Source organism: Neptunomonas qingdaonensis, assembly GCF_900113275.1.
In the GTDB taxonomy this organism is placed as follows: Bacteria; Pseudomonadota; Gammaproteobacteria; order Pseudomonadales; family Balneatricaceae; genus Neptunomonas; species Neptunomonas qingdaonensis.
On sequence record NZ_FOOU01000004.1, the window covers coordinates 185,720 to 203,408 of the forward strand.

Annotated in this window: 13 protein-coding genes; 6 read left to right on the top strand and 7 right to left on the bottom strand. The window is 48.1% G+C overall.

Annotation, left to right across the window (positions count from 1 at the left end):
- Nucleotides 1–68 precede the first annotated feature (68 nt).
- A complete protein-coding gene (locus tag BM099_RS07845; protein ID WP_090726817.1) occupies nucleotides 69–1,172 on the bottom strand; it encodes an FAD-binding oxidoreductase in 1,104 nt (367 codons plus the stop codon).
- 319 nt (nucleotides 1,173–1,491) lie between these two features.
- Here BM099_RS07845 and BM099_RS07850 point away from each other — a divergent pair, with 319 nt between their 5' ends.
- Nucleotides 1,492–2,766 (top strand): aromatic ring-hydroxylating oxygenase subunit alpha, encoded by a 1,275-nt coding sequence (locus BM099_RS07850; RefSeq protein ID WP_090726458.1) that lies wholly within the window; start codon nucleotides 1,492–1,494, stop codon nucleotides 2,764–2,766.
- A gap of 463 nt (nucleotides 2,767–3,229) precedes the next feature.
- Here BM099_RS07850 and BM099_RS07855 read toward each other — a convergent pair whose 3' ends face one another.
- The 4 genes from BM099_RS07855 to BM099_RS07870 all read right to left on the bottom strand — a co-directional run bounded on the left by BM099_RS07855 (nucleotide 3,230) and on the right by BM099_RS07870 (nucleotide 7,818).
- Nucleotides 3,230–3,607: a RidA family protein gene (locus BM099_RS07855; RefSeq protein WP_090726460.1), complete on the bottom strand. Its 378-nt coding sequence runs from the start codon at nucleotides 3,605–3,607 to the stop codon at nucleotides 3,230–3,232.
- A 96-nt stretch (nucleotides 3,608–3,703) separates the two neighbouring features.
- A complete protein-coding gene (locus BM099_RS07860) occupies nucleotides 3,704–5,266 on the bottom strand; it encodes a BCCT family transporter (RefSeq protein WP_090726462.1) in 1,563 nt (520 codons plus the stop codon).
- Nucleotides 5,267–5,347: 81 nt separating this feature from the next.
- Nucleotides 5,348–6,358, bottom strand: a complete 1,011-nt coding sequence (locus tag BM099_RS07865) for a dipeptidase (protein WP_177201115.1) — start codon at nucleotides 6,356–6,358, stop codon at nucleotides 5,348–5,350.
- A 14-nt stretch (nucleotides 6,359–6,372) separates the two neighbouring features.
- On the bottom strand, nucleotides 6,373–7,818 hold the full coding sequence (locus BM099_RS07870) for an aldehyde dehydrogenase family protein (RefSeq protein WP_090726464.1): 1,446 nt from the start codon (nucleotides 7,816–7,818) through the stop codon (nucleotides 6,373–6,375).
- 93 nt (nucleotides 7,819–7,911) lie between these two features.
- Between BM099_RS07870 and BM099_RS07875 the strand changes: the two genes are divergently transcribed.
- From BM099_RS07875 to BM099_RS07895, 5 genes are all read left to right on the top strand, one after another.
- The gene (locus tag BM099_RS07875) at nucleotides 7,912–8,805 is read left to right on the top strand and encodes a LysR family transcriptional regulator (protein WP_090726466.1); all 894 of its coding nucleotides are present in this window, start codon (nucleotides 7,912–7,914) and stop codon (nucleotides 8,803–8,805) included.
- A 343-nt stretch (nucleotides 8,806–9,148) separates the two neighbouring features.
- Nucleotides 9,149–10,903: a hypothetical protein gene (locus BM099_RS07880; RefSeq protein ID WP_090726468.1), complete on the top strand. Its 1,755-nt coding sequence runs from the start codon at nucleotides 9,149–9,151 to the stop codon at nucleotides 10,901–10,903.
- A 9-nt stretch (nucleotides 10,904–10,912) separates the two neighbouring features.
- Nucleotides 10,913–11,662: a DUF3726 domain-containing protein gene (locus tag BM099_RS07885; protein WP_090726470.1), complete on the top strand. Its 750-nt coding sequence runs from the start codon at nucleotides 10,913–10,915 to the stop codon at nucleotides 11,660–11,662.
- A 46-nt stretch (nucleotides 11,663–11,708) separates the two neighbouring features.
- Complete coding sequence (locus tag BM099_RS07890; protein ID WP_090726473.1) at nucleotides 11,709–12,443, top strand: sulfite exporter TauE/SafE family protein; 735 nt, start codon at nucleotides 11,709–11,711, stop codon at nucleotides 12,441–12,443.
- Nucleotides 12,444–12,530: 87 nt separating this feature from the next.
- The gene (locus BM099_RS07895; protein WP_090726475.1) at nucleotides 12,531–13,457 is read left to right on the top strand and encodes a bestrophin family protein; all 927 of its coding nucleotides are present in this window, start codon (nucleotides 12,531–12,533) and stop codon (nucleotides 13,455–13,457) included.
- A 362-nt stretch (nucleotides 13,458–13,819) separates the two neighbouring features.
- On the opposite strand, the gene BM099_RS07900 is transcribed toward BM099_RS07895, so the two are convergent.
- Nucleotides 13,820–14,662, bottom strand: coding sequence for an alpha/beta hydrolase (locus BM099_RS07900; protein ID WP_090726476.1), 843 nt, complete (start codon nucleotides 14,660–14,662; stop codon nucleotides 13,820–13,822).
- Nucleotides 14,663–14,761: 99 nt separating this feature from the next.
- The gene (locus BM099_RS07905) at nucleotides 14,762–17,614 is read right to left on the bottom strand and encodes an AMP-binding protein (RefSeq protein ID WP_090726478.1); all 2,853 of its coding nucleotides are present in this window, start codon (nucleotides 17,612–17,614) and stop codon (nucleotides 14,762–14,764) included.
- Between the last annotated feature and the right edge of the window lie 75 nt (nucleotides 17,615–17,689).

A 17,689-nucleotide genomic window follows, 5' to 3' on the forward strand; every position in this document is an offset into this window, starting at 1 on the left:
GGTTGGGTAGAGTCTTTTTATAATCACCTGGCCAGAACCACATAACTATGAACGACTAAAAAGCATCATTAAAAATCCACTACTACATCACCTTTTGGCACACTACAGCATGACAAGACATACCCAGCGATAACATCCTCATCCGTAATGCCGCCGTTATGCTCCATGGTCACCTCACCGGTTTTCACTAACACTTTACACGTCCCGCAAATCCCCATACCGCACGCTTTAGGAATATGCAGATCCAGCTTAGCCGCTGCTGCATGTACCGTTTCTCCTGGCGCAATTTGTATACTTTTACCCGTAGATGCGAATTCAACACGCACCATATCCGCCTGCACCAGTGCGTCTGTCTCTTCCTGCGCAATCTCGGCCTGCTCTATGGCATCCTCTTTAACATCAACGGGAGTCGCCCCGAACGACTCTTCATGATAACGGCTCATATCGAAGCCATTGCTCTCCAGCAATGCCTTTATCGCTTTCATGTAGGGTGTTGGGCCACAACAAAAAATTTCTCGCTGCATAAAATCCGGAGCGATCATGTTTAATTTTGCCTGATCCAGATAACCCCGATAACCACTCCACGCCTGGCCACGTTCGACCTTTTCACAAATGACATGCAGCGTGAAATTTACAATTCTGGAAGCCATGTGCTCTAGCTCACGCTGAAACACAATATCTTTAGCCGTGCGGGCGCTGTGCACAAATGCCATATCCACATCAGCGTTGGTATCGAAATACCAGCGTGCCATCGACATAACCGGTGTAATACCTACGCCGCCCGAAAGAAACAGCACTTTATTTGCCGGAAAGTCGATGCAGTTAAACTGCCCAACCGGCCCATGCACCGCTAATTCATGCCCTTCCTCCAGATTGTCATGTAACCAATTCGATACCAGTCCACCCGGCGCACGTTTAACGCTGATAGAAAAACTGTAAGGGACAGACGGTGCACTGGAAATCGTATAGGAACGCATCACCTGGCGACCTTCGACTTCCAGTTCAAGCGTGACAAACTGCCCGGGCTTAAAAAAGAACATGACCGGCCGTTCTGCCATAAAACAGAATGTTCTTACATCCCAGGTTTCATCGATCACCTTGACACAACGCACATTGTGACGACCATTCACCCATGTTTGTGTATTAACCGGTATGAATGCATCGGTATTCACCGCTACCGCTGCTGGATTTACCATCGCTTTTCTCACTATTATTCTTCGCATGAATGGAACTCGATCTGTGCATTCTCATGCTTCCTTCCAATACTCATTTAGCCAATAGCGACAAAAACTTGCTTATAGCGACATATATCGTATTTCACTGCTGCCTGAGGTCGATTTATAGATGCTTTCATGTCGTAAATGGTCAAACTACGCGTCCGCCAATATAAGACGATTAACACATCACCAATGCCGCTACGAATGGCAGGGATACTGTGCCAACCGGGCTAACAATTTACGCACACTCTGGTGCTATCGAGGATAAGAACAAATGAACCAGAACGATCTGCTTAATATCACCAGCGCCACTTACGCTGATGCACGGCAGGAAATGGAACAACTGCTGGAAGCGCGCGCGCCTAACTACTCACTTCCACAGCCGTTGTACAATGACCCACAGATGTTCCGCGTAGATATGGAGGAGGTTTTTCAAAAAGAGTGGCTGTTTGTAGGCATGAGCAGTGAAGTGCCTTCAAAAGGCGACTACATAACGCTAGAAATCGGCCAGAATCCGGTACTGATCGTGCGTGACGCAGAAGGTAACATCAACGCATTCCACAATACCTGCCGCCACCGCGGTTCACGAATTTGTACCAAGGAGCGTGGCAAAGCCGCTAATCTGGTGTGCCCCTACCATACATGGACCTACGATCTGAAAGGCAACCTGCTCTTCGCCGGCTCAGATATGGGTGAAAGCTTTGACATGAAGCAGAACGGCTTGAAAAAAGCCCTGTGTAAAACGGCAGGCGGCTTCATTTTTATCAGCCTTGCCGCACAAGCGCCTCAAGGCGATTTTGACGAGTTCCTCGCCACGCTGGATGAGTACATGGAACCGTACGATGTTGAAAACACCAAGTTAGCGGTGGAGTCCAACATGTATGAAAAAGCCAACTGGAAGCTCGTGATAGAAAACAACCGCGAATGCTACCATTGCGCCGCTAACCATCCGGAACTGCTCAACAGCTTACTGGAATGGGATGACACCAACGATCCACGTGCACCGCAAGACTTCGTAGATCACTACAACACGCAAGCGGCAGAGTGGGATGCCGAAGGGATTCCGCATGAGCACCGCAGCTTCGGCCCCGGCAAACGTAACCGTATCGTCCGCATGCCGCTAAAAAAAGGCACCCAGGCCATGACAATGGATGGCTCTGAAGGCTCTAAAAAACTGCTTGGCCGCATCAAAAATCCTCAGCTCGGTTCCATGCGTATTCTGCACCTGCCAAACTCCTGGAATCACATGCAAAGCGACCACTTTGTTGTGTTTCGTGTGCTGCCCATCTCTGCCCAGGAGTCACTGGTAACGACAAAATGGTTTGTCCACAAAGATGCGGTCGAGGGGGTAGACTACGATGTTAAAAAACTACGCCATGTGTGGGATGCAACCAATGATCAGGACCGTGTACTTGGCGAAGAAAATCAACGCGGCATAAACTCCATCGGTTATCAGCCAGGCCCGTACTCAGAAACGTATGAGTTTGCTGTGATCAACTTTCTGGAATGGTACAGCGACACCGTAAGAAAAAATTTGCAGCATAGATAAACTGTTCTGATCTATTAAAGTTGAAAACTAATCAGACAGTTTTCAACTATAAGTGCGAAGCATAAAGTCTGTCAGGACCTTTAATTCCGTCGACGGTAGTTAAAGGTTCTGTTAAAGAGATAATCATTTCATTTAATAAGACAGTCCAAAAAAGGCGATTTGAGCTGCGTGCTCATTGAACCTAAGCAAGCCTTGATCAGGACCTTTATCGCTCAATGACCCTTTTCGGATATTTGCCGCGTACGATTTCTTCTTTCCTAGCGGACATTAAATAGAAATTGGTGAGGCATTTCGATTGAAGATTTGTCGCAATCATAGATTAAGTGTCAAATATCAGTGCTAGATTCAACCTGACAGCTGTCGACCCGAAGCGGTCTTTTTTGCCTAAGCTAGAAGGCAGATAAGGGGTAGATCACAGCCCCTTTATGGTGCTGTGATTTGCAGGTTGAGGATAGTAAGTCGGTTACTGTGGAACGGCCGCATAAACAACAACTTCACATAGCATCTCTTCACGAGCAAGCCCCGCTACAATCATGGCAGCACGATTTGGGTACGGTGCTGTGAAGTATTCGGCATACACTTTATTAAAAATAGGTAGCTGTTCACGAGCCGTGACATAAATTAATACCTGTGTGACATCATCCATCGTCAGTTTAGCGGCTTCAATGGTGTGTTTCAGGTTATCCATGGTTTGGCGAGCCTGAGCCTCGATTCCACCGTCAACTACCTTGCCTTCTGTATTGATGGGGATCTGTGCAGTATAAAACTGATTGTTAGCAATAATGGCCCACTCTAGTGGTGCGGTTGAAGCAAATAGGTCGGTTTTTACGGCTGTTTTCATATTGAGTCACCATGTTTGAATAGTGTGAAAGAGAAGTTATCAAGATCAAAAAAATGCAAAAGAGCCGCCGCTGGGCGGCTCTTGGATTTGGAGTTCTTACAATCCCTGCTCGTCAGCCATTTTTATAGCGATCTGCGGTGCAGTCCACAATGAAGGTAGCAATATCAGGGATACCGGTACGGCCGTAACTACAATGAATGACTGTAGTGCTGAAATACCACCTGATCCTATGGATATGAGTAGCGCAGCAACGACACCCATCATGATGCCCCAGAAGACGCGAACAGAACCTTGCGGATGATCCGTTCCTGTCATTACCATGGAAACGGCATATGTCATGGAGTCTCCTGTTGTGGCAACGAAGATCGTTGTCAGAATCAGGAACAGCACAGATATAAAGAAACCCATTGGCAGTTGTTCAGTAATTGCCAGCAAGGCTGCTGGTAAATTGAAACCGGTGAAGGGTTCAGAAATAACACCAGGGTTTGCTAGTTCAAATGCTAAACCGCTACCACCCACAATGGTGAACCAGAAGCACGTGATAACCGGTGCCACGATAGAGATCAGCAGAATCATTTGACGGATAGTACGGCCACGGGAAATGCGTGCAACGAACATTGCCATCAGCGGGCCATAACCCAGGAACCAGCCCCAAAAGAACACGGTCCACCAATCTAACCAGCCTGGGCTTGCTCGAAAGGTTGCCATTGGGATGAATTTATCTAGATAGATGCCAAAAGAGTGCAGATAGCTATCAATGATGAAGGCCGTTGGGCCAAAAAACAGGATAAATGCCATCAGAGCAACAGCGAGAATCACATTAGCTTTACTGAGTATTTGAATACCACGGGTTACACCACTGACGGCAGACAGTGTGTAGATGGCGATAAGCCCAAGTAGAATGATGATCTGAGTCGTATAGGTATCTGGTATGCCGAAAAGCTTTTCCAGTCCAAAGCTGACTTGCAGTCCAAGAAAACCGATGGGGCCGACGGTACCGGCTACGACGGCGATTACACAGCAAGAGTCGACGATTGCACCAAAAGCTCCTTTCATAACGCGATCACCAAATACCGGGTACAGCAAGGTGCGGGGCTTTAGTGGCAGGCCTTTTTCATAATGCAGGTACATATAAACAATACCTGTCAAGCTGCCGAGAATAGCCCAGGCAAGAAAGCCCCAGTGCATAAAGCTTTGAGCCAGTGCATTGTAGGCGGCTTCTGTCGTGCCTGTTTCACCACCAAATAACGGTGGAGGGGAGGTGAAATGAGCCATTGGCTCAGCGGCTGCCCAGAATACCCCACCACCGGCGAGTAGTGTGCACATGATGATGGAGATCCACTGGAATGTCGACATTTCAGGGGCTTTTAAGCCGCCAAGAACAACCGCACCGGTACGTCCAATAGTCAGGAAAATACCAATGATAAAGGTCAGTAGTAGTAATATCTGCCAAAAGGCACCGAAGTATTTTGTGGATGTGGCAAATGCACTGTTGACCCAGTTCGACATCATATCGATGTCATAGAGTGCTAATACTACAAACAGTACGAGTACACCGCCGCTGATAAGGAATACAGGCATATCAACGCCCGATAGCCATGAGTTTTGGCTGGTTTTTGGCGAATTATTTGCCAAAGAAGCCTGAGTTGTATTACTCATATGAGTCTCCTGATGGATCTCTTATATTTATTGGTTTATCAGGTTATTGATTGATAAAAGGAGTTTGTGCTCTCTTTATTATCAAAGGCCTACATTAATTGGCTTAAGTGCATCATCCAGAAAATTCAGCCAGTTTCGCCCCATAACTTTGGCCACGTCTTCATGGCTAAAACCACGTGCTAACAGTCCATTGGTAATATTTGGGAAGTCTCTGCTGTCTTTGAACCAGGATAATGGTCGAGGCCAGTTGGCATTAGCCTTAGAGCCTTCGCCATAATCCATATCTTTTGACCAGCGGCCGTTTCGCATCCATTCCAAAATCGATAACGGTTGCTCCTGACAAAGATCAGTCCCAATACCGATATGGTCAATCCCCATGAGTTCTGCCGTGCTGGTTACCATGTCGCAAAACTCATTGAGCGTGCAGTCTGGGCCATTTTTCAGGTGAAACGGGTACAAGCTGAAGCCCAATAAGCCACCCGATTCGCCAAGTGCTTTAAGTACCGTATCGGACTTATTGCGTTTGGCTTCATGGAAACTGGTTGGGTTTGCATGTGAGATCACAATCGGACGTTGTGAGATCTCAATAGCTTCCAATGTGCTACGTTCGGCGCTGTGACTCATATCGATAACCATACCGACACGATTCATCTCTTTGATCGCTTGGCGGCCAAAGCGCGTTACGCCGCTATCTTCGGCTTCATAGCAACCGCAGGCCAATAAGCTTTGGTTGTTATAAGTGAGCTGCATAATCATCAGGTTCAGCTCGCGCATTACCTCAATCATGCCAATATCATCTTCGATCGGAGAGCAGTTCTGCGCACCGAACATGATGCCTACTTTGCCCAGTTTTTTAGCGAGGAGGATATCTGCCGCGCTTTTGACCGGCATAATCAGGTCACTGTTCTGTTCGAAGTGGCGATTCCATTCAGCAATACGCAGCAGTGTTTCGCGAATTTGCTCATGGTAAACGATGGTGGCGTGCACCATCGTGACACCACCCTGGTGCAACTGTTCGAAGATTTTACGGCTCCAGTTTGAATACTGAAGACCGTCGATCACAATCAGATCGTTATGCAGTGCATTATTCATGGATCTGCTCCTGGTTAGGCGCGGATGTAAGTTGTTTTTACAACGGTGTAAAATTCTTTCGCATAAGTACCCTGCTCACGCGGGCCAAAGCTTGAGTCTTTACGTCCACCGAATGGCACGTGGTAATCAGTACCTGCGGTTGGCAGGTTGACCATGACACAGCCCGTTTTTGCATTACGTTTGAAGTCAGTTGCGTATTTCAGAGATTCTGTACAGATCCCACCGGTCAAGCCAAAGTTGGTATCGTTCAGCGTGGCTAATGCTTCGGCGTAATCTTTTACTTTGATGACACAAGCGATCGGTGCGAAAGCTTCTTCACGGTTGATCGTCATGGCATTAGTGGTGTTGGTGAACAGCGCCGGCTGCATGTAGTAGCCTTCAGTTTCTTCTGTCAGTACTTCACCGCCATAAACCAAGGTGCCGCCTTCGTTTTTAGCGATCTCTAGATAGCGCAAGTTCTGTTCCATCTGGCGAACATCGGCGACAGCACCAATATTGACACCGGCTTTAAGTGGGTGACCTACCACCAGTTTTTTCATGCGTTCAATCACGGCTGCCACAAAACGATCATGGATACCTTCCGTCACGATTAAGCGTGAAGACGCTGTACACTTCTGACCTGTACCACCGTAAGCACCACCGACAGCGCATTCAACGGCATTATCAAGATCGGCATCATCTAAAACGACCAGTGCGTTTTTGCTGCCCATCTCAAGTTGGCATTTCACTAGGTTTGCCGCTGTCGCTGCTGCCACTTTACGGCCTGTTTCAAGAGAACCAGTGAAAGTGAGGGCGTTGATACCACGAGAGTTGATCATTACATCGCCGACTTCTGCACCAGGGCCCATGACTAGGTTAAATGTACCTGCTGGCAATCCTTGGCGAGCGATGATTTCAGTTAACGCCCATGCGCTTGCCGGAACCTGGTTAGCGGGTTTGAAAACAACCGCATTACCAAACGCTAAGGCTGGAGCAATTTTCCAGGCGCCGGTTGCTGTTGGGAAGTTCCATGGTGTGATAATGCCGACCACACCGACTGGCTCACGACGCGTTTCGATTTCAACACCCGGGCGTACCGAGTCAGCGGTCTCACCCATTTGACGGAGCACTTCGGCGGCATAGTAATGGAAAAACTGACCTGAACGGTACGTTTCGCCCACACCTTCTGCCAGCGTTTTTCCTTCTTCACGTGCGAGCAATTCGCCGAGTTCATCTTTACGTGCAATCAGTTCGTCGCCAATCGCCATCAGAACAGAATAACGTTGTTCTAAACCGCTCTTGGCCCATTCGGCCTGGCCAACAGCAGCGGCTGCAATAGCTGCTTCAGTCTGGGCTTTATCTGCTTGAGCATAGTGACCGATCAGATCGCTAATATCGGCAGGGCTGATGTTTGCCACGTTACCTTTATTACCTTCTACCCATTCACCTGCGATGTAATTTTTAAATACTGAATCAGACATGTTGACCTCCGTTATGTAGTTGGAATGATCATAAAACTTGTGCTGTAATAATAAAAATTAATAAATAATATCTAACAATAAGGTTTTCTTATCATGCTTCCAGAATTAAAAGTGGCGCAGTTACGACACTTCGTTTGGGTAGCCGAGCTAAAAGGGTTTCATGCCGCCGCAGAGAAAGCTCATCGGACTCAACCCGCTATTTCGCTATCTATCCGTGATCTTGAAAACAAGCTGGGTGAAGGGCTGTTTGAAAAGCGTAATGCCAAAACGGCTAAGACTGAATTAACCCCCTTTGGAAAATATTTCCTGCCTAAAGCAAAAGAGTTGATCGCCCATCATGACCGTGTTGCTGAGGATATGATGCTTTTGTCAGAGCATAAAGCAGGACACTTGCGGCTCGCTTCCGTGCCCTCGATTGCCAGTCGGGTGCTGCCCGATATCTTGTTGAAGTTTGTTGCAGATTTGCCCTCTCTACATGTCAGTTTCTTTGATGATAATTCTGATGCAGTATTGAAGATGGTAGAGAATCAACAAGTAGATTTTGGTATTTGTCATCTTTTTCATGAAGAAGATCATAGTGACAAGGTGTTTACGCCTATCTGGGAAGACCGGATTGGTATGGTGTGCCCGAAAGATCACCCGTTGGCTGGAAAGGAAGGTGTCCACTGGAAAGAGCTGAGAAAGCACCGCCTGATTAGTAATGGCACCTCACGGTTATTGGGCGATACCGAGGCACGTCCATTGTTAGGACATTCTCAGTTTTATGTCTCTAATATGATTTCATTAATCGCGATGCTGGAGGCAGGGTTTGGTATAACAACGCTGCCTTGGTACGCGTTTCCTCAGGAAAGTACCACATTACAATTTATACCTTTGATAACGCCTGAAGTAACGCGGCGCATTGGCATTGTTAAATTGAGTAATAAATCTTTGACTCCTCCGGCCCAGGCGCTCGTTGATTTTATCCTTGAGCAGAGTAAAAGTTGATTGTAGTCAGTATTGGTGAATTATTTGATCGATAAGAGTGAGTGAAAAAACAGCCTCTACTACAGGAAAAATAATGCTTTATGCTTGTTTGATAAGTATTGCTTATCAGGTGATATATCCTTTTGATTTGAGTGGTCATGCCTGTTTGGCAGAAGATAAGCTTCTCTTGTGGTAAATCACACACAGATTTATTCCTCAAGGGAGGCTTCCTCTGTCAATAATGATGAAAGACAAAGCCAGCAGAGGGTGACAAGTGTCATGGTTTTGAACACATCTATATTGTCGTTGATTGATACCGGCCTTATGGATAACAGGTGTGAGCACATAAACGAGGATAACAATAATGACAACGCCAGCCGCCATCAACGCTGCCCTTAAGGGTGATAACGCACTGCCCTTACGGCCTATCAATCAGGTGATGAACCTTGAACGATTGGGAGCAATGCATCAGAGCCGATTGAGTTTTATGCGCACATTAGTGCGACGCATTATGCGTGAACGCTGGCAAATTGAACCTGCCCGCTTTGAGCTTGATGCACAGGGTTACGGTACTGTGATATACGAAATTAAAGCACCACATGGTTTATTCAGTTTCGTTTTATTTTCCAGTTATCTGGCCTCGGAAGATCGTAATGATCGTGTTATTGCGACTCAGTGGGACCTTACCATGGCCTTGGTTGATGGCCAGGTCGACGAGATTTATCTTGAAAAACTACGTCAGAATGTGCCTAAACAGGAAGCAGGACGTGTTGACTCTCGAGTGTTCGTTTTGTCGCGTGCCAACCGCAGTGCGCGAAACTTTGATTACGTGGTGAATCAGTTAGCTAAAGGTGAGCAGCCGGATGTCGCCAAAATCGCACAAGTAGGTTATCTGTATCGCACTACCGCTGTTTATGGCAGTGGAAAACTGGGGATGGCGGATTGGGAAAAGGTTTCTACTCGTTACCCCGACTTTGCACGCCCTTTTGCTGCGGAGATGTTTGTTTGCTTAATGTTGCGTAACTTTAGCCTGTTACAGGTAGAGCATATTGCAAAACACAAGTCGCCCGATTCTTTTTTACCGATGCAGCCAAAGGTTAAACGTTTTTTTGGTATCGGTAATTCAACCGGCTTGGGCATGGCACCCTATTTGATCAACCATCCGATCTTGATTAATCAATGGGTTGAGATGCGCGAACTGGCACTGGCGCGTATTCGGGTATTGGGCGGTATCGATCAACATATCTGCGAGCAATTTAAAGAGTTAATGGGTCGCTGCTACGTGCATACAGCAGAAACAGTAACGGAAGATGAGTGGCAGACAGGCAATAACCAGCAAGTTCTTCTAGATATGGATGCCCTTAAAGCGCGCGTCGCTGTTCCCTTCAATAGTTGGGATGAGCTATTGCGCTGGAGTGAGGAGCACTGCTCGTTACAGGGACAGGAGATGATCATCTCTATGATGCTAGAGCTTTATCCTGAACTAGTAGATGACTTAGAGGATTATCATACGGCGGAAGAGTTTTTGGATCTTGATCCACTGATGCCGGTACAGCAGTTAAAAGAGATTATAGAACAGCGTTATAACTGGGCGCTCGCTATCGATTTTAATGCTGATGGCGCCCGCGAAACATTCTGGTATCGCTCAGAAGAGAAAATGGAACCGCGTTTAGGAGGGACTGAACTGGAAGAAGGTAGGAAGAAGCAGATGGCGCTGGGCGTTGGTTATGCTGTGCGTAAATGTTATGACCAGCTATGTGAATATATAGCCGCTTATCCAGAGCATACGACTGCTCGCTTTATGGTAGCTAGACCCAAACTTCGCGGCATAGTACGCAGGATTCAAACTATGAATAAATGTGTATATGGCGATATTCAGGCCAACCTTCTGGATAGAAATGTACTTCCTATGCACTTGTTACGTGCCAAATTAGCCTTTTTCGGGGTGGGCAAGTTTGATCCGAGATCTCGTTTATGGGTACGTAATACGATGTTTCAGGGTGCGCCCTTATTGGAAGATATCGGTAAACCATTTAATGACGACTGGTTTATGCCGTTAGCCCCGACATTAGATGAGCCATCATTAAACGCTTCAAAATCAGAAGCCCCAGCACAGTAGGAGAACGCAATGCATGTATCAATGATAGAGCTAAAAGCGGCTCTGCGACGCTGTTTCGAAGCCAGTGGTTATTTTGTCGGTAATTATGAAGATGCGGCGAATATGATTTTGTGGTTGGAAAAGCACGGACTTAATGGCTTGGGTGAGTTAGAGCGCGCTATTTCGTTCATTCAGCAAGATGCAGATAAGTCGTTAAGTACGGTCATCTATGAAGATAATACATCGGCGATTATCGACAGTCATGGTCGCAGTGCCCTGAACTGTATCGCCGCCTCAGTTGATTTGGCTCACGCAAAAGCCTTGGAATGCGGCATAGCAACGGTGACTGTGCATAACTGTCATAATCGAATGTTTGTACTCAAAGCACTCACAGATTGCGGACGACGCGGTATTAGTGCGGCGGCTTATTGGCAAAATGGTAGCAAGGTGGTCAGTGAGCATACGGTTGCTATCAAAGCGGGTGATCGCTACCCGAGTTATAGCGAGGCAATCACTAACTTAGCGGCTACGGCAGGTGAAAAGCAAGCGCTGACGATTATCTGTAGCTCCCGTGTTGATCTGACAACCTCTTTGCAGCAATCTAAGGGCAACTTTAATAGCCGTTATATAAGCGCATTGCAGGTTGCGATAAATAAAGAGTATAGCGTTGACCATGGTATCGACATCGATGAAACGCTGTGGGCACAGATTAACAAAATTGGTGAAGGTATCTTAGTGGAAAATACTGAGCGCTCCCGTATGGGTGCCGGTGGCAGTTGAGGTTGGCTTTAACAAATTTTTGGCCGGTCAGGTTTATTAATCTGTTATGAGCTACTCCGCATTTGAACTGTTGGCATTGCTGATAGTCATGAGCGGGATCATTCTACAAACGTGGGTAGGTATTGGTTTTGGCTTATTGGCTGCACCGTTACTCTACCTGATTGATCCTGCTTATGTTCCCGTCCCTGCATTAATTTTAGGTTTTAGTCTCTCGCTGTTGTTGGTAGTAAATCAGCGTAAGCTATTATGTTGGCGGCGGGTGCTTCCCGCAATTATTGCGCGCTTTCCCGGTTGTTGGTGTGGTGCGCTTTTGTTAGTGGCTGCGCCAGCATACCTACTCAGTATATTGTTCGGCTGTGTGCTGTTGATGGCCGTAATTCTCTCGTTATATACCTGTAAGATTTCATTAAATCCGGTGAATTTAAGTATAGGTGGTTTTTTTTCGGGGCTTATCGGAACAGTAACCTCAGTGGGTGGGCCTCCTATCGCCTTGGTTTATCAAAGCGTAGATAGAGTCACTGCACGTAATGAACTGGCCGCTTTTTTTCTTATCGGTACGCCGGTCTCAATCCTGTTTTTAGTGTTACAAGGCCGGGTTGATATGAGCAGCTTATTATTGAGTGTAAAAATGTTACCTGGGGTGCTGCTAGGCTTCGGCATTGCGCGTTTTTGTGATGACCGTATCAACCTCTCATCGACTAAGCCGCTACTACTTTTCATCTCAAGTGCGTCAGCTATCATTATTTTATATAAAGGTATCAGTGGTTGGTGGGAAGGTTAGGATGGTTAGGATGGTTAGGAAGGTGACAGTCAACTATAAATGCCGATGGCTAGCAATTTGTCAGCTTGATAGCTGTAGGAGGTAATAATGATTGTTCGTAATAAACCGAATGCATTTCAGCTTTTTTTCATCCTGCGTGGCTCTGTTGTGCCGCTTATTTTCCCACAAATTCTTTTTGTCACTTTGCTGGGCGCAGGGGTTGCGGCCACACAATATTTTTATCCCTCTATATTCCCAAGCTTTACTCTGGCGCCATTCGCACTTCTGGGGGTGGCATTATCTCTCTTTCTTGGATTTCGAAATAACGCCTGCTATGACCGTTGGTGGGAAGCGCGTAAACAATGGGGACAACTTATTGTCGATTCTCGCAGCTTATCACGGCAGGTAGTTTCATATTTTGATGTGCAGTCTGAAGGCGGGGCTGAAGCACAAAAACGCATGATATATCTTACAATTGCGTTTAATCATGCGCTACGCCACCAACTACGACGGTCAGATCCCTGGACAGATATCGAAAAATACCTTGAGCCGGATGATATCGATAAATTGCGCCAATCCAAAAACTTGCCTGATGCCTTATTGCGCTTGATGGGACAAAAGTTAGGAACCTGTCGCCATAAAATTCTTCTTTCCGATTATTTGATACAAAGTATCGATAACCATATAACCTCAATGGCAGGGGTTCAGGCTGCATGTGAGCGTATCCAGAACACTCCTCTGCCGTTTGCCTATATGTTGCTTGTTCAGCGTACAGTCTACCTCTACTGCTTTATTTTACCCTTCGGCATTGTCGCGTCGCTGGGATTATTGACGCCGTTATTTTGCGCTATTGTTGCTTATACATTTTTTGGCCTAGATGCATTGAGTGAAGGACTGGAGGAGCCGTTTGGCCTTTCGGCTAACGATTTAGCATTAACTGCCATGGCGCGTTCTGTTGAGATAAATTTGCTAGAGATCCTCGGCGAATTAGAGTTGCCCGAACCTATCAAACCGACAAACCACCGTCTTGAATAATCCTTTATAAAGATAATGAAAATGGAAAAAAATTAATATTTTCGACCCTTAGTTGGATAGCGATTATGTTCACTGTTGGATCGATATGGGCCTCTTTTCAGGATGACCATATATGACTCCTTTTGGCACAATTAGGTCACTTTCGACCCGAAGTAGGCTGAGTTAAGTAAACTGTCCCCGGAACCCCTGAGTTAAGTAAACTGTCCCCGGAATCCCTGAATTACAGGCATTTTTTCGTGTAGTTAATTAACGCATTGAGAACAACACCTCCTGGAACATTCGGCAAAATACTTAGATAAATAGCCAGAAAAACATCCAGGGTTCAGCTAGAAAAATCTGCAGCTATTCAACCTCAAACAAGCTCATTGAGATAACAGTGGCGGAGCGGCAACGGCTAATGAACCAATGAAGGCACCGAGCTCCTGTTGGTACTGCGGTTGACTCAGCAGAAAGCCACCATTATGGTCACCACGGATTTCAACAAATTGCTTCGGTTCCCTGGCGGCCCTGAATACTTTTTGTCCAAGCCGAAACGGAATGATCTCGTCGTCGGCACTGTGAATGACCAGCACCGGGATCTGAACTTGCCGCAGCCGGGTTGCAGTATCAAACGTGTATCTGGGATAAATGACCCAGTGTAAAATCGGGTACAGCACAGCCGCCATGTCGGCTGCTGAACTAAAGGTCGATTCCAGAATGAGGCCGGCAGGTTTAACCTCGGCGGCGAGTGACGTTGCTACGGCACCACCCAGTGAGCGTCCAAACAGGATAATATCCTGCTGTTCGATTTTCCTCTCCACCGTCAAATAGCGCCAGGCAGAACGAGCATCATTGTAGAGCCCCTTTTCATCAGGTTTACCCTCGCTGGCACCATAGCCCCGATAACTGAGAATAAAAACATTCAGATTGAGTCGATGAAAAATTTCTATGGACTCACGCCGGTGGGAAATATTCCCGGCATTACCGTGGAAAAAGAGTACGGTTTGGCGGGCACCCTGGCGCGGAATATACCAGCCATGCAGGCGCAGACCATCCTCGCTGTTAATCCATACGTCTTCATAATCGAGCTTCCAGTCGGTCGGGGTCTGTTGTAGTTCACGTAGTGGGAAAAAGATCATCGACGCTTGCAGGAAAAACAGGAAAACATTTAACAGGATCACACCGAACAACAGCGGCCATATCAGGCTCAACAGGCGCTGTATCATGCGTTAGAGTCGTCATCTGCGGTAATAAGAGATCGTGACATGGTTTACCCTCCGTTTTGTTACTGTGCACTCCACATGATGGCCTGCAAGTCTCGGCCTTTACGATGGTTTTAATACGTGTGGGGCCTCTCGCTCCAGATCGGGTTCACCCAGATACTGCAATATATTAGTACGAGCGGCATTACGTAACTTCACTGCTGCGTCCCAGTCTGTTCCTGTCGGCATAATTGGCAAGCTGACAGTAATACTCACCGCACCGCGGCGCGGAAACCAGGAACCAGAACGCAGGATGGAACGTGTTCCTCGGATTGTCACTGGCACCACCGGCATAGCGGTTTCGGCAGCGGCGACAAAGGCTCCCATATGAAACGGTAACAAGCCCGGCATACGATCAAGGGTTCCCTCAGGAAAAAACATCAGGGACCTGCCAGAGCGGATTGTATTCACGGTACGCTGGGCATCAGCAACCCCTTGCTGTTTGTCAAACCGCTCCACAAACACGGCACCTATGCGCCGTAGAAACCGGCGCGGAAAAAACTGTTTATCCAGTTCTGCTTTAGCTACAAAGGCAAACTCGGTGGGTAAGGCAGCCGCCAGCACCACCCCGTCCAGATAGCTGGAATGATTGGCGACAATCACACAGGCCTGACCATCTGGCCATTTCTCCAGACCCTCCACTCGTAATGGCACACGCGTCAAGCGAAACAGCAATCGCGCACTTCGGCGCATCACTGTCCAACGAAAGCTAGCACTCGGTAATAGCACGACTAGCAACCATGTGATTGGTGTAAGCAGCCAGAAAATTATTTTCGCGTAGCCCGCATACGCCATATCTCCCAGCCATCGCCTCGCGCTGCGCATGCGCGGCTTCCATGAGCTCAGCGCAAGACGAATAACCTGCCACCATACAGCACGTGGCCGCTCTCCGATCCTACCCTGTTCATAAAGCTCGCGCACTGCGGCACGGCGGATTTTCCCGCTGGACGTTTTCAACACGGTATGCGGTGGTGCCAGCATAGCCTCATCAGGAGGCATATTCAGCAGGTCGGTAGTAACGCTATATACCTGTGCCTGTAAGGATTCCAGCGTATCGGGTTCTTCCTCGCGGGTCTCGGCGATGACGATCAACCGTTCAGTGCCAGAATTGGGATCGGGGGTGCCAAATATAGCCACAGAGCCTTTACGGATGCCGGGAATATCTCCCACTGCCTCTTCCACCTCATAGGGATAGATATTGCGCCCGCCACGGATAATGAGATCCTTAATGCGGCTGGTTAGATAAACATCACCCTCCGCAATATAAGCCAGATCACCGGAGTCCAGCCATTCCCCATCGAAAAGACTCTGGGTTGCATCAGCATTACGTAGATAACCACTGGTAGCGGATGGCCCCCGGAACTCCAGCCGCCCTTCCTGGCGATCCGGAAGCTCACGACCAGCCATATCGACAATACGTATTTGATAACCTGGCAGGGGCTGGCCACAGGCAACAAACTCTAGCGGGTTCGAATCCGATGCAAGCGCCGGGATCGCCTTACCCGAGGAAACAAATGGCTCACGTTGAATACAGTCAATTAACGGCCCGCGATCAAGGGGCGGAAAGGCAAGCCCCACCGCGGCTTCGGCCAGGCCGTACACTGGCGCGAGAGCCCGGGCCCGGAAACCGTAAGGAGCAAAATGTTCAGTAAAACGCCGCAAGGTGTTAGGACTGACCGGCTCGGCACCATTGAAGGCTCGCCGCAGACTGCTTAAATCCAGCCCTTTAAGGTCACTCTCTTCAATCTTGTGCAGACACAATTCATAGGCGAAATTAGGGGCGGCAGTCAAAGTGCCACGGTGCTTGTGGATCGTCCATAACCAGCGCGGCGGATGAATCAGAAATGCTAACGGTGACATCAGCACCAGCGGCATACCGTAATACAGACTTCCTAGCCAACCGCCAATCAGTCCCATATCGTGATAAAGAGGCAGCCAGCTGACGAAGACATCGGTGGAATCTACTTGTACTTCTTCACCCATGGCGCGGATGTTCGCAAGCAGGTTTGCATGGGTCAGTATTACCCCCTTGGGCTGGCCAGTGCTGCCTGAAGTGTATTGCAGAAAAGCAATGTCTTGTGATTGAGGTGTTAGCTCACTATATATGCCGGAGGATGACATCAACTCCTCTGGGGTAACCACCGCGCGCATGGTATCGACCTGTGCCTTGAGCAAACGCGCTACCTTCCTGGCCTCCGCCACAGTGATCAGCAACACCGCCTCTGCATTGGCAAGAATACCCGCATGTCGGCGCAGATGATCCTCAATTTGAGAAGGCCGCAACGGCGGATAGATCGGGACAGGAATACCGCCTGCTAGCAGAATACCGAAAAAGCTAAACAGATAGTCGCGACTCGTTGGTAGCATGATGGCCACGGTTTGCCCGGGCATCAGCCCCCGCGACTGCAAACCAGTGGCCAAAGTGCGCGCACCATCTGCCAGCATCGCGTATGTAATCACCTCCGGCTCATCTTCGTCGCCGTACAGGTAAACATGTGGTCGCTGTGGATGACTAAGAACGTGCCAATCAAGCATCTCCAACAAGGTTTCTGCCGCATGAGGCGTGCCCTCCATCTCCTCCAGTTCAACTGTCGGCTTGGCCGGGCTCGATACTCCCCGTCGTCCTGTTGCTCCTGCAGAAACTAGTGATCGCCACAAGTCGCGAGGAGTCTCGGCGCTCGCCAGCATCTGCTCCGGCAACCTGACGCCAAAGGCACGCTCAAGGCGTTGGAATAATTCGACCCTGGACAAGCTATCAAAGCCCAAGTCACGATCCAGTGCGCTATCCAACGTTATATGCTGGAAATTCTTACGCCGGGAATGTAGCTCAGAAGCCAGTTGGCGTACCTGCTCCAATACGGCTTCGGTGCTCAGTTCAATAGTACAATCCAAGGGTTGTTTAGTCTTTTCTGCCACGTTTACTCCTCTGACACAAATCCTGATGATAGCAACGCCTACCCTATAAGCTTGCCACGCCGTGAATTTGATCCG